This window comes from Lactiplantibacillus sp. 7.2.4 (genome assembly GCF_018991185.1).
Lineage (GTDB): Bacteria > Bacillota > Bacilli > Lactobacillales > Lactobacillaceae > Lactiplantibacillus > Lactiplantibacillus pentosus.
The window spans coordinates 1-14237 of sequence record NZ_JAGYGS010000011.1; the positions used below are offsets into that span (position 1 = coordinate 1).

The 14237-nt window shown below is 49.0% G+C and carries 11 protein-coding genes and 1 pseudogene; all 12 read left to right on the forward strand.

The features are described from left to right. The first annotated feature begins 22 nt into the window (after positions 1-22). The 12 genes and pseudogenes from KGF70_RS05555 to dnaK all read left to right on the forward strand — a co-directional run bounded on the left by KGF70_RS05555 (position 23) and on the right by dnaK (position 14171). Positions 23-1474 carry an MFS transporter gene (locus KGF70_RS05555; RefSeq protein ID WP_216767780.1) on the forward strand — a complete coding sequence of 484 codons (1452 nt, stop codon included), beginning with the start codon at positions 23-25 and terminating at the stop codon, positions 1472-1474. Beyond that, positions 1467-2636 (forward strand): chorismate synthase, encoded by a 1170-nt coding sequence (gene aroC, locus KGF70_RS05560; RefSeq protein ID WP_216767745.1) that lies wholly within the window; start codon positions 1467-1469, stop codon positions 2634-2636. The genes KGF70_RS05555 and aroC overlap by 8 nt, the downstream gene beginning before the upstream one ends. Positions 2637-2645: 9 nt before the next feature. Continuing rightward, the gene (locus KGF70_RS05565) at positions 2646-3173 is read left to right on the forward strand and encodes an amino acid biosynthesis protein (protein ID WP_088771166.1); all 528 of its coding nucleotides are present in this window, start codon (positions 2646-2648) and stop codon (positions 3171-3173) included. Positions 3174-3185: 12 nt separating this feature from the next. Next, positions 3186-4490: pseudogene (gene aroA / locus KGF70_RS05570) on the forward strand (3-phosphoshikimate 1-carboxyvinyltransferase). Next, positions 4487-5584, forward strand: coding sequence for a prephenate dehydrogenase (locus tag KGF70_RS05575; RefSeq protein ID WP_216767746.1), 1098 nt, complete (start codon positions 4487-4489; stop codon positions 5582-5584). Before aroA ends, KGF70_RS05575 begins: the two are co-directional and overlap by 4 nt. Before the next feature lie 6 nt (positions 5585-5590). Continuing rightward, entirely contained in the window at positions 5591-6115 is a 525-nt protein-coding gene (locus tag KGF70_RS05580; protein ID WP_105922319.1) for a shikimate kinase, read from the forward strand. Positions 6116-7517: 1402 nt separating this feature from the next. Next, the gene (gene truB / locus KGF70_RS05585; protein WP_216767747.1) at positions 7518-8441 is read left to right on the forward strand and encodes a tRNA pseudouridine(55) synthase TruB; all 924 of its coding nucleotides are present in this window, start codon (positions 7518-7520) and stop codon (positions 8439-8441) included. A 12-nt stretch (positions 8442-8453) separates the two neighbouring features. Continuing rightward, complete coding sequence (gene ribF, locus KGF70_RS05590; RefSeq protein WP_105960980.1) at positions 8454-9452, forward strand: riboflavin biosynthesis protein RibF; 999 nt, start codon at positions 8454-8456, stop codon at positions 9450-9452. A 3-nt stretch (positions 9453-9455) separates the two neighbouring features. Beyond that, positions 9456-10166 (forward strand): acetolactate decarboxylase, encoded by a 711-nt coding sequence (budA, locus tag KGF70_RS05595; RefSeq protein WP_050338500.1) that lies wholly within the window; start codon positions 9456-9458, stop codon positions 10164-10166. A 423-nt stretch (positions 10167-10589) separates the two neighbouring features. Further along, entirely contained in the window at positions 10590-11633 is a 1044-nt protein-coding gene (gene hrcA, locus KGF70_RS05600) for a heat-inducible transcriptional repressor HrcA (protein ID WP_003638945.1), read from the forward strand. Between the two features lie 20 nt (positions 11634-11653). Next, entirely contained in the window at positions 11654-12262 is a 609-nt protein-coding gene (gene grpE, locus KGF70_RS05605) for a nucleotide exchange factor GrpE (RefSeq protein WP_050338501.1), read from the forward strand. Positions 12263-12302: 40 nt separating this feature from the next. Next, positions 12303-14171 (forward strand): molecular chaperone DnaK, encoded by a 1869-nt coding sequence (gene dnaK / locus KGF70_RS05610; protein ID WP_216767748.1) that lies wholly within the window; start codon positions 12303-12305, stop codon positions 14169-14171. Positions 14172-14237 lie beyond the last annotated feature (66 nt).

A 14237-nucleotide genomic window follows, 5' to 3' on the forward strand; every position in this document is an offset into this window, starting at 1 on the left:
TTCCATTAAGGAGTGGTGGTTTATGCATCAACGACAGTTATCAATTAGTCTCTACTTGAACTATTTTGTCCATGGCATCGGCTTGATTATTTTAAAGCAAAATATGCAAGCGCTAGGGCAGCATTGGCAAACACCGTTAGCGACAGTTTCCTACGTTATTTCAGGAATCGGGATTGGTCGATTATTCGCTTACTTTATTCTGGGCAACTTATCAGACCGGTTTGGCCGTAAAGTGTTCGTCAACATCGGGATGGCGAGCTACCTGATTTTCTTCCTCGGGATGGCCGTAGTGACCAACATTCAGGTTGCTTATGGGTTGGCAATTTTAGCCGGGGTGGCGAATTCAGCCCTCGACTCGGGCACGTATACCACGTTTATCGAGATGGGTGGTCGCCAGGGTTCTGCTAATGTCTTACTGAAAGCGTTCATGTCAGCTGGGGAATTCTTGTTACCACTGCTGGTTGCCAACCTTGAAGCCCAGCAACTTTGGTACGGGTGGTCGTTCATGTTGGCGGCGGTCATTTTACTCATCAACGGCGTTTTACTTAATCGGCAGCAGTTTCCCGTTCGTAACCAAGCTAATGCTTCGGCCTTGGCCGTTCGTCAGCAAATCAGTCACGGTCGGCGTTGGCTGGCCACGATTGGGCTTGCGGGATACGGCTACACGTCGATGGCAATCATGATTCTGTACACGCAATGGATCAGCTTATTCGCGACCCGCACGTTTCATTTTTCGGCGATACTAGCACATTGGTTGTTGTCGTTATACAGCATCGGTTCGATTAGCGGCGTGCTCGTGATTTTCTGGTTATTACGCCGCGGTGTGGCGGAGACCAAATTACTAGTGGCGATGAATGTCGGATCCTTAGTTGCATTGTTGGTGATTTGTTACAGTCCAATCGCTGGACTGTCAATGATTGCGGCACTCGCATTCGGGTTTACTGCGGCTGGTGGTGTGATGCAGGTCGCACTGAACTTATTCATTAAGCTGTACCCGCAAGTTAAGGGACGCGTCACCGGTATTTACTTCACGTTTGGCAGCATTGCGTCCTTCACGATTCCGTTAATTACCGGCTGGCTGTCACAGCAAAACGTGGCGTTGGCAATGCGGTTCGATTTATTGATTGGTGTGGCCGGCATTGGTTGCGTGGGATTAGCGGCCTGGGCAATTCGCAGTCCGAAGTCACTGAGTCAAGAACGTCAGCGAATCAACCACATCGACCAACAGATCGTCCGTCTACTCAACGAGCGGTTTGATACGGTCACGGCAATCGGTGAATTAAAACAACAGCAGCAGTTGCCCGTCCTAGATCAACAACGCGAACAACGGGTGTTACATCAAGTTGCCGCCAAGAGCAAACAAACGGCCCACACGCCGTACTTACAAGCAATTTATCAAGCGATTATGCGCAACTCACGCGCTTACCAGACGGATTTGCACGATTTACACAAGGAGGAAATTAATCATGATTAACTACGTCACTGCCGGAGAATCGCATGGCCCGCAATTGAGCGGCATTTTAACCGGGATTCCCGCCGGACTTTCATTAGATATCGACGCCATCAATGCGGGGTTAGCCGCGCGACAGGGTGGGTTTGGCCGCGGTAATCGCCAACAAATCGAACACGACACGGTTCAAATTACCGGTGGGGTGCGACATGGTGTGACACTAGGTTCGCCGATCGCGTTAACCATCACCAACCGCGACCACGCGCACTGGTCAGCAATCATGGATCCACTTAGTCCTGCGACTGCGACCAATACGTTACGACAGGTGACACGGCCACGACCCGGTCATGCGGATTTGGTTGGTGGCATGAAATATGGGCACCGCGACCTGCGCAACGTGTTGGAACGGTCCTCAGCTCGTGAAACGGCCATGCGGGTGGCCATTGGTCAGATTTGCAAACAGTTGTTGGCGCAGTTGGACATTCAGCTAATTGGTTACGTGCAACAGATTGGCGCGACACAAATTCCAGTCGATGGCACCCTGACTGTCAGCCAACTACAAGCACGAGTGAGCCAAAACGATTTGCGGATTGAAGCTAACGATCAAGTTGAAGCGCTGCATGACCTCATCACGGCGACTAAGAAAGCCGGTGATACCCTCGGGGGCGTGATTCGCGTCGTTGCAGAAAATATTCCTGCTGGCTTAGGGAGCTACACAAATTGGGACACCAAGTTAGATGGGCAGTTGGCAGCTGCTGTCATGGGCGTCAACGCGATGAAAGGCGTCGAGATCGGTGATGGTTTTACGGCTGCTGGGCAATACGGAAGTCAAGTGATGGATGAAATCGACTGGGATACGGCTGCCGGCTGGTCCCGTTTGACGAATCATTTAGGCGGCTTTGAAGGCGGAATGACGAATGGCATGCCAATTGTGATCAAAGCCGCAATGAAGCCGATTCCAACCCTTTACAAGCCATTACAAAGCGTCGACATTGCGACTAAAGTTCGTCAAAAGGCTAGCGTTGAACGTTCGGATACGACGGCCATCGTGCCAGCCTCGTTGGTGGTCGAGAGTGTCGTCGCAATTGAACTGGCACGGGCGCTGACCGCCACGTTTGATGGGAGTAACTTGCAACGGCTGCAGCGGATGTTGGCCGACTACCGCGACGAACTTCGGCAATATTAGGACGACAATATGGAAATTCATACATTAGGTCCCACAGCGACCGATAGTTACGCGGCAGCGCGGACTTATAACCAACGTGTCTGGCAGGGGCAGGCGACGATTGTTGGCCATCCCAGTTTTGAATCGATTTTGACGAATCTGAATGCTTACCAGGGTGCGCAACTCGTGATACCCGCGGCCTTCAAATCGCCAACGCTGCATGCAAGCTGGGGTGATGTCCACTACGCTTTGCTGAATCAATTGACATTGTGCGATTGTTTTATGACCAAACTGGATCCCTTAGTGGTTGTCCAACGGTTAGATGCCGACAACCAGATTGGCTATACGCACGCCGCAACAGCACAATTGCTCAAACGATTAGTCCAGCGGGTGACAGTCCAAACTGCTGCCAGTAAATACTTAGCGTATCAGGCCTATCAAGAAAATCAGGCCGCCTACGTCTTAACCAACGAAAAAAATGTGACATTAACGCACAATGAACGCCAACTCGCGCGCCTGACACCATCGATGGTGTGGTGCGTCTATCAAATTAATTAGGGATGATGATTGATGATGAAAACATTAACTGGAGCGCCCAAAATCGGCCTCCACGGGACATTAGCGGTTCCTGGCGATAAGAGTTTATCGCATCGCAGTCTGATCTTAGGGGCCATCAGTCAGGGGACAACGACGCTCCACGGCTTTTTACCCGCTGCTGACTGTCTGTCCACTCTGACTGCACTGCAGGCGTTAGGCGTCCCGATTCACCGCGATGGGACGACGGTTACGATTACTGGGCGCGGGTTACACGGGTTATCCCAACCCAAGCAGCCGCTAGATATGGGAAATGCGGGAACGGCCACTCGGCTACTAGCCGGTTTGTTAGCCGGACAACCGTTTGCAACGACACTGATTGGAGATGTTTCACTGAGCCGTCGTCCAATGGAACGCGTCCGGCAACCTTTGCAGGCGATGGGTGCTCAAATTGAATTGACGGCGGGACATTTGCCAATGAGGATTAATGGGCAACGACTACACGGTGGTCATACCGACATGCAGGTAGCTAGCGCGCAAGTCAAAAGTGCCCTGATCCTTGCGGCATTACAAGCGGACGGCCCCAGTACGATCGTCGAACAATTACCGACTCGTGACCATACCGAACGATTATTACGTCAATTTGGTGGCCATATCGAAACTGCGGCGGATGAACGTACGATTACCGTAACGCCACAACCACAATTGCAGGGTCAAACGGTGCAGATTCCCGGCGATTTTTCTTCGGCAGCGTTTTTTCTGACAGCCGCCAGCATCGTGCCAAAAGCCCATATTCGCTTGACCCAGGTCGGACTAAATCCAACGCGCACGGGTCTACTGAATGTTTTGCAGCGGATGGGTGGCCATGTTACCGTAACGCCGTAAACTCAAACCACTGAACCAGTGGGAGATATTGAAGTATCCTGTGCGCAGTTGCATCCGATTCAGCTGACGGCTGTCGATATTCCAGCCATTATTGATGAACTCCCATTAGTGGCCTTGTTAGCTGCCACGGCGGATGGTATCAGTACGGTTAGTGGTGCTGCAGAATTGCGCGTCAAGGAAACGGACCGGATCGCGACTATCGTGACTGAGTTGCAAAAACTCGGTGTGGCAATTACGGCCCAACCGGATGGATTTACGATTGATGGTCGGGCAACTTGGCGCCAACCAAAAGAGAATTTGGATAGTCATGGTGATCATCGAATTGGCATGATGATGGCGATTGCGGCATTACGGTTCCCTCAACCGACGCAACTCGCAGGTGCCGAAGCAGTCGACATTTCATACCCGACCTTTTTTGAAGATTTAGCACAGCTTTGTCAGGGGGTGCGTGTATGACAACAGTCTTAGTCAAGGGGATTGGTTTAATTGGTAGTTCATTGGCATTAGCAATCAAACAAGCTCACCCGGAAATGCGGGTACTCGGGAGTGACTGCGATGTCGCCAGTCTGAGCTATGCCCAACAGCAAGGCATCGTTGATGCGGCCGTTAAGGATTGGCAGGCTGCCGCACTGCAAGCGGATGTCATTTTGTTGGCGGGACCGGTCAATGTCATCGTGGCAGACTTAAAAACGCTCGCGACCTTAACACTGAAACCCAACGTGCTGGTCACGGATGTTGGTAGTACCAAACAACAAGTTGTACAAGCCGCACAGCCGTTACAACAACGGGGGATCAACTTTATCGGTGGTCACCCGATGGCAGGGTCGCATAAGTCAGGGGTGACGGCCGGTCGCGCGGATTTGTTTGAGAATGCCTTTTACTTTTTGATTCCTGGTCGCACGTCCGATACCGTCGTGACGCAATTACAAACGTTACTGTCGGCGACGCGGGTTAAATGGTTGACGGTGACGGCGCGCCAACACGACCGAATCGTGGGCCAGTTGAGCCATTTGCCGCACGTGGTTGCCGCCGCACTCGTCAATCAGACCCAACAGGTGTTGGCCGATTCACCATTAGGCTTGCGACTCGTTGCCGGTGGCTTTAAAAGCATTACCAGAATTGCCAGTTCTGATCCGACGATGTGGACGGCGATTTTGGCCACTAACGCTGAACTTGTAACCAGTGAATTGCAGGGTTATATTGACCAATTGAGTGACATTAAGACGGCCATCACTCATCAAGATGCGACTCGTGTTCATGAGTTTTTTGCGACGGCCAAAGTCACCTGTGACCGACTTGGACCCGAACAACTGGGTGGGCTACCTAACTTTTATGACCTGTTTTTGAATGTGCCGGACCAGGTTGGGGCGATTGCGGATGTCACTCAACGTTTGGCAGCTGCGAAGTTGAGCTTGGTGAATATTCATATTTTAGAAATTCGAGAAGAAATCGACGGCGTTTTACAGCTGACGTTCAACGATGCCGTTGCACAAAATGAGGCGGCAACTTTATTAACAACAGCCGGATACCAGATCGTGAGGAGGAATTAATTAATGATGCAAGCAATTTTAATTGGATTTATGGGTAGTGGCAAGACAACGGTCGGCCGGATTCTAGCGCGCAGTCTAGCAACTGCCCACGCGGATTTGGATGACTTGATCGTCCAACAAGCGGGGCGGCCAATTACGACGATTTTTGCTGAACAGGGTGAGGCCTACTTCCGACAGTTAGAACACCAAACCCTGTTGCGTGCGCTTCAAGCAACCGGGGTGCTTTCAACCGGTGGCGGTACACCGACGATTGCGATGAATGCGGTTAGTCTAAAACAAAGTACGGTACCCGTCATTTGGTTAACTGCAAATGATGACACGATTATTCAGCGGGTCCAACAAGATTCCGGGCGGCCACTAGTCAATCAATTAGACCAGACAAGCCTACTCGCGCTCAAACGGCGTCGCCAAGCGTTATATGCCGATGTCGCCGACTTAACGATCGCCACCGACCAATTGACGCCCGCGCAAATTGCTGAACAGATTCAGGACTGGCTCAGCGATCAGCGTGCGGTACGGCAGGCTGAATAAGTATCACGGCTTGTGCGTCATGAATAATGGTTAAAAGATCCCAATTCTTAAGTTCAAAAGCAGCCAGCTGAGGCCCGCTGGAAACGGCTCGAGTTTACGTAAAATTTCAGCGATAGAAACGTCCTATACCGGCCTCCAGGCATTTCTGACAACGCTGGAACGCGATGGACACAGATTTAAGCCGAGAACCCACGTCTTAAATACTGGTCTTTCACGTTAGCTGCAGTATGGATGAAACGTGTTCGGGTCAGACTGGGACTGAGGATTAGCCTAGCTAGAGCGCCAAGCGGAAATTCACCGCTTAACGCTCTAGCTAGGCTAATCCTCAGTCCCAGCCCGTCTGAACCTCACACTCTGAAAAACGCTGAGCATTGTCAGAAATACCTTCCAGCCTGGATGGTATTCGAAAGGCAGATATGTGTGGACCCAACCTTTTAATGGAATGGTCGTTGACACTTAATAACAGCCATTTTGATATTCGCCGGTAAGACAAATTTCACTAATTTTCATTAATATTCAAACTGACTTATCCGTGCTGTAAAACGATGAACCATCAGCATAGCTGAACATTAACGGAACTTTCTTTGTCGACGCAACCGTTAAAACCTCAAATTCTACACTGATGGCAATTTTATCGTCTGATTTTTAGCCTAATTTCCATTGAATCAAGTGATAATCTTCAGACTTACTGGTAAATGAGCACCACAAATTATCATCAATGTTGTTGTTCAAAGTTCGCATGAAGGGCCCGTCTTTTAATATTCAATGGTCAATTGCACCCAGATAAGTGGTCGTTCATCTGCCATTCGAGTGGCTTCCCGACTGTAGGGGCTGGCGGACAATGCTCAAGGGCGAAATTCTTCTTGTCCGGGCGGGTTTCCCGGGCTAGAAGAAGACTCGTATTTGAAATTGCACAGTGGGTTTCTGCGTGAGTTCAAATCGATATCCGCCCTGTTCCAGCGTTGTCAGCCGGCCCCGGAAGTCGGACTAGGAAGCGCATCGGCTGACGAACAGTAATCCAACAAAATGGTACGTTTTAACCATCTTTAGTGCCAGCTCACAATGTATCATTGCCATTAAATGACTAATATCGATCACATCATAACCGCGCTTGCTCTAAATTAGCGCGGTTTTTGTGCGGTGAGTGAGCAACTAGGTCGGACAGTAGCTAGTAAAGGCTAATCAGTGGATACGATGAATTCACGTATTAATCCGCTTACATATTGGGTGGATGTGGTATACTGAAAAATGTCGATTAATCTGCTTTTCGTGGTGCCATGACCGCATTAGCGATGGTAGGTCAGCAGCTGACTTAGCGAGAACAGTGATTAATCCGGATGAGAACAAAATACCATTAATCTAACCGAAACGATTAAATGAACGATTATTAGAGGAGTTTTTTATGTTAAACGGGATTCTACCATTATATAAACCACGCGGAATGACTAGTTTTGACTGCGTTGCAAAAATTCGGCGGTTGTATCAAACCCGCAAAGTTGGTCACTCTGGGACGCTGGATCCAAGTGTGGACGGTGTCTTGCCGATTTGTATCGGGAATGCGACCAAGGTCGTGCAATTTCTAGTGGCTTCTGGTAAAGAATATCAGGGCAGTATTACACTGGGCTTCGCCACAACGACTGAAGACTTAGATGGTGATGAAATCGCTCGTCAAGCTGTCGATGCCCCGTTTTCTGATGCCGCGATCGATGACGCACTCGCCCAAATGACGGGGGAGATCACGCAGATCCCGCCCATGTTTTCGGCGGTCAAAGTTAATGGACGGCGGCTCTATGATTATGCCCGGCATGGTGAGACAGTCGAACGGCCGCAACGGCACGTGACGATTACTAGCTTCAAACAACGTCAGCCCGCAACTTATGATTCAGAAGCCAAGACGCAGACGATTTATTTCACGGTCGCCTGCAGTAAAGGGACCTACGTCCGCACGTTAGCCGTTGATGTGGGCCGGGCACTCGGGGTTCCAGCCGTCATGAGTGACCTGACGCGCCTCAAGAGCGGCGGTTTTACCCTTGATGAAACGGTGACTTTTGAAGAAATTGCGGCGCATGCAGATGCCGGGACAGCTGGCGAATTGCTAGCACCTATCGACAAAGCGCTCAGTCAATACCCACGGGTGACTCTGACTGATGAACAGTGGCAGCGTGTTAAGAACGGTGCCCCAATTTCAGCCGCTGAGGGGCAACAATCCGCACCAGATGCGAACACGATGGTTGCGTTAGTTTACCAAAACAGCCTAAAATGTCTATATAGTTATCGACCGGACGAACAGCGGTACAAGCCGTTTAAAATGTTTGCGGTCAATTAAGGAGTTTTTGTCATGCAGGTGATTAATTTAAAGTACCCCGTGGCGGCGAGCCAAATTCCCGCTGGGCCAATTGTCTTGGCGCTCGGCTTTTTTGACGGCGTTCACCGCGGACATCAACAAGTTGTCGCAACTGCGCGTCAAGCCGCCCAAACTCAGGGGGCCAAGCTCGCAGTGATGACGTTTGACCAGCATCCCTCGGTCGTTTTTCAGCACACGGATCCGCAACAGGTGCGATATTTGACCACGATCGACCAAAAGACCACGCTGATGGCTGAACTAGGCGTCGACATTTTATACGTGCTGCATTTTGATGCAACGGTCGGTGCCATGCCACCGCAAACGTTCGTCGATCAGCTGATTGTGGGGCTACACGCCACCACCGTCGTCGCAGGCTTTGATTACACGTATGGTCCGGCTGATATCGCGAATATGCAACGGCTCAACGACTATGGCCGCGACCGGTTTAACATTATCGAAGTGCCCAAAGCGGAATTGGATGCTGAAAAAATCAGCTCTACACGCATTCGACAGGCATTGGATGACGGCCAAATTGACGTCGCCAACCGTTTATTAGGCTATCAATATGAAACTGCCGGTGAGGTCGTCCATGGTGAAGCCCGTGGAAGGACGCTTGGATTTCCGACTGCCAACGTGGCGCATGATTCGAATACCAGAGTGCCGGGAATCGGCATTTATGCGACGATGGTCAAAACGGGCAGTCAATGGGTGATGGGGATGGCCTCAGTTGGGCGCAACGTCACGTTCGGCGATCATCGGCCGATTACCGTTGAAATTTATTTGCTCGATTTTCATGGTGACTTATACGGTCAGCATTTGACCGTTCGGTGGGGTCACCGAATGCGCGGGGAAATTAAATTTTCCGGCGCGGATGCGCTTGTCGAGCAGTTAAAACATGACGAACAAGCGACGCGTGATTATTACGACGCACACCCATTCCAAGCAACACCACGGTTACAAGTGACAGCACAATCAAATTCATTGGAGGCATAGATGATGGATACAAGCACAATTTTTCAACACGGCACACTCGGTTTACTCGTTCCTGGTTTATTTGATGGCACGATTACGGCTGGTGAACTCTTAACGCATGGAGACACGGGCATCGGGACGTTGGACGGGTTGAACGGAGAGGTCATTATTTTGGATGGCCATGCTTATCAGGCACGTGAAGATGGTCAGATCCGCGAGATTGCGGCTGATGAGACCTTGCCATTTGCATCGGTGCACTTTGAAAAGCCAACGATCAGTGCACAACTTGCTGACCTGAAGCAAGCTGACTTTGAACAACAAGTGATTCGTGATTACCGGTTGACCAACGTCTTTGCTGCGATTCGTGTCGACGGGACGTTTGCTAAGGTCAAGACCCGGGTTGCGCCACGGCAGGAACCGCCTTACAAGACATTGGTTGAAGCAACGGCGACCCAACCAGAATTTACCGGTGAAAACGTCGATGGCACGATCATTGGCTACTATGCACCACACTTGTTCCAGGGCGCGACGGTAGGTGGCTTCCATTTGCATTTTCTCAGTGCTGATCACCAATTAGGCGGCCACTTACTGGGCTTTGAAATTGCGCAAGCGACGTTGAAAGTGCAACATTTTGCTGATTTCCACGTGCACTTGCCAATTGATAATGAAGCTTATTTACAAGAACAATTTGATAATGAAACGATCGACCACGCCATCAATAAGGCGGAACGCTAGACTAGTCAACGACGGCGCTTGGTTGAAATCAAGCTCAACTCTCGGAAACGAATAATTTCTGGGAGTTTTTTAGTTGGCGCTTTGTTTGAAGGTTGGCTTGCTAATTTAAAATTGCTGATAATGCTTGAACGACCGAGACAAGCGGTGCGTTTAAGACCGTCAACTCGGGACCGACAAACTAGCAAACACGATACAGGCATCCCGCTTGCATTGCCTAATTAAAGGGTGTATATTAGCACTCGAAGGTTAGGAGTGCTAAAGCTGATCAAGGTGAAGCCAGCCTTTACATGGCAATGGTTTTTGAAATGAAATCAGTGACATTCTTTTCCAGAAATACTTTGTCTTCCCTTGACTTTCGTCGGGGGGGTTGTTATATTAGTAATTGTGTTAGCACTCCATTAAGTTAAGTGCTAAAAAGAGGTGATGATCACGTTAACTGAACGACAAAGCCTAATTTTAACGGCAATTGTCCGTGACTATACCGAGGGCGGTAATCCAGTCGGCTCCAAAACGTTGGTTCAAGAACTACCGATGAAGGTCAGTTCGGCAACGATTCGTAATGAAATGGCGCATTTGGAAGACTTAGGGTTAATCGTCAAAACGCATTTGTCTTCAGGTCGGATTCCATCGATCAAAGGGTATCGCTACTATGTTGATCATATTTTGAAACCCGAAAAGGTTGATAGCCAAGACTTGAAGGTGATTCAACATTCGCTAGGTGGCGAGTTTCATAAGATTGATGAAATCGTGGCTCAGTCAGCGGATATTTTATCACAGCTCACGAGTTACACGACTTTTACGTTGCGACCAGAGTTAAAGGACAGTCGCTTAAGTGGATTTCGATTGGTGCCATTAGGTAATCACCAGGTCATGGCTATTCTGGTGACGAATAACGGTGATGTCGAGAACCAGACGTTTACGATTCCTAATGATATTTCGGGAGACGAGCTCGAGCCAGTCGTTCGCTTTATCGATGATCAACTGGTTGGCCTGCCGTTACAAGACGTCCTCCGTCAATTGAATCATGAGATTCCAATGAAGCTTGCACAGTACTTGCAAGATCCAGATGGGTTCTTAGATATCTTTGGCAGTGTGTTGTCCAAGGCAGCTTCTGAGCGCTTCTATGTTGGCGGTAAGTTGAATCTATTCAACTATACTGACCAGCAGAGCCCTAAGGAATTAAGGTCATTGTACTCGTTACTGGATCAAACAGATCGCTTAGCTAATGTGATTGGCCCACCTGGTCAGCACATTCAAGTGCGTATCGGTAATGAGATCACCAACGATTTGCTGAAGAACTACAGTTTAATCACGGCGACTTACGATGTTGATCAGCACGGTCAAGGGGTCATTGCACTGCTTGGACCGACTGCAATGCCGTACTCGCGGATGATTGGACTGATGGGCGCGTTCCAGCGTGAACTGGCCCGCAAATTATTAGATTACTACCGGTACTTTGACGAGTGACGGACAGGGAGATGAAAACATTGGCAAAAAAATCAACGCGTGCGACGTCTGAGGAGACTCAGTCGACGTCCACTGATTCAGCGACAACTTCAACTGCCAGTGAAACTGCAAAGGCAGCAACGAGTGCAACTGAGCAAGCCGAGCAAACTGCAAAAGCCACTCAAGTTGACCCACAAGCGCAGCAAATTGCTGATTTAAAAGCGCAGTTAGCTGATAAAGACGATCAATTACTACGCGCACAGGCCGAAATCGTTAACATGCAAAACCGCAACAAGAAAGAACAAGCGGCGTTGCTCAAGTATGACGGTCAGGCTCTCGCAAAAGACGTTTTACCCGTTCTAGATAATCTGGAACGGGCGTTGGCAACTGAAGCGGACGATGAAGCGGCCCAACAGTTGAAGAAGGGTGTTGAGATGGTCTATGGTCATCTACAAGATGCTTTGAAGAAACATGGGGTCACTGAAGTTGCGGCTGCGGGTGAAAAGTTTGATCCAAACGTTCACCAAGCTGTTCAAACAGTGCCGGTCGATGATGATCACCCAGCTGATACGGTGGTTCAAGTCTTACAACGGGGTTACCTGTTGAAAGATCGGACCCTCCGTCCAGCGATGGTCGTTGTGGCACAATAAATCAAAAAATAAAATTAATTTAAAAGAGGTTTGTTAATTTATGGCAAGTAATAAAATTATCGGGATTGACCTCGGGACTACTAACTCTGCGGTAGCGGTTCTTGAAGGTACAGAACCTAAAATTATCACGACTCCTGAAGGTGGCCGGACGGTGCCATCAGTAGTTGCTTTCAAAGATGGCGAAACTCAAGTTGGTGAAGTTGCTAAGCGGCAAGCGATCACCAACCCAAATACGGTTGCTTCAATCAAGCGTCACATGGGTGAAGCAGGGTACAAAGTTTCTATCGAAGGTAAAGACTACACGCCACAACAAATTTCAGCGATGATCTTACAATACATCAAGGGCTTTGCTGAAGACTACCTTGGCGACACAGTTGAAAAAGCGGTCGTTACGGTACCTGCTTACTTTAACGATGCACAACGGCAAGCCACTAAGGATGCTGGTAAGATTGCCGGTTTAAACATTGAACGGATTATTAACGAACCAACTGCCGCTGCTTTGGCATATGGTTTGGATAAGACCGACAAAGATGAAAAAATCTTAGTTTATGACCTTGGTGGTGGGACTTTTGATGTCTCCATCTTGGAATTAGGCGACGGGGTCTTCGAAGTGTTATCAACGAATGGTGATACTCACCTTGGTGGTGACGACTTTGACCAAAAGATCATCGACTGGTTAATTGCCAACTTCAAGGCTGACAACGGTGTCGACTTGTCACAAGACAAGATGGCCTTACAACGGTTAAAGGATGCTGCTGAAAAAGCGAAGAAGGACCTCTCTGGGGTTTCTGAAGCACAAATCAGCTTACCATTCATTTCCGCTGGTGCCAGTGGCCCATTGCATTTGGAAACCACGTTAACGCGTGCCAAATTCAACGAATTGACTTCTGACTTAGTTGAAAAGACACGGATCCCAGTTGAAAATGCGTTGAAGGATGCTGATTTATCCGCTAGCGACTTAGACGTTGTTATCTTAAATGGTGGTTCTACTCGGATTCCAGCCGTTCAAGAAGCCGTTGAAAAGTGGACTGGCAAGGAATCTAACCACTCCATCAACCCTGACGAAGCGGTTGCTTTAGGTGCCGCAGTTCAAGGTGGTGTGATTACCGGTGATGTTAAGGACGTTGTTTTACTTGATGTAACGCCACTTTCACTTGGTATTGAAACCATAGGTGGGGTCTTCACTAAGTTGATCGATCGTAACACGACGATTCCAACTAGCAAATCCCAAGTCTTCAGTACGGCAGCCGATAACCAACCAGCTGTTGACATTCATGTCTTACAAGGTGAACGGCCAATGGCGGCTGACAACAAGACACTCGGTCGGTTCCAATTAACGGATATTCCGGCTGCGCCTCGTGGGGTTCCTCAAATCGAAGTTAAGTTCGATATTGATAAGAACGGTATCGTGAACGTTTCTGCTAAGGATATGGGTACGAACAAAGAACAAAAGATTACCATCAAGAGTTCATCGGGTCTTTCTGACGACGAAATCGATCAAATGGTCAAGGAAGCCAAGGAAAACGAAGATGCCGACAAGAAGCGTAAAGAAGAAGTTGACTTGAAGAACGAAGTTGACCAATTGATCTTTACGACTGACAAGACTTTGAAGGAACTTGAAGGTAAAGTTTCTGAAGACGAAGTTAAGAAGGCACAAGATGCTCGCGATGCTTTGAAGAAGGCACAAGACGATAACAACATTGACGAAATGAAGGCCAAGAAGGATGATTTGAACAAGATCGTTCAGGACTTATCCGTTAAGTTGTATCAACAAGCTCAAGAAGCTCAGGGTAGTCAAGCTGGTGCTGACGGCAGTGCCGCTGGTAACACAGATTCAGCCAAGAGCGGTGATGACAACACGGTTGACGGTGACTTTGAAGACTTGGATAAAGACAAGGACAAGAAGTAAAATCGTCAGAACAAAAGGCCAAGGCCACGTGGCTTTGGCCTTTTTAGTTCAAATATGCTAGTATTA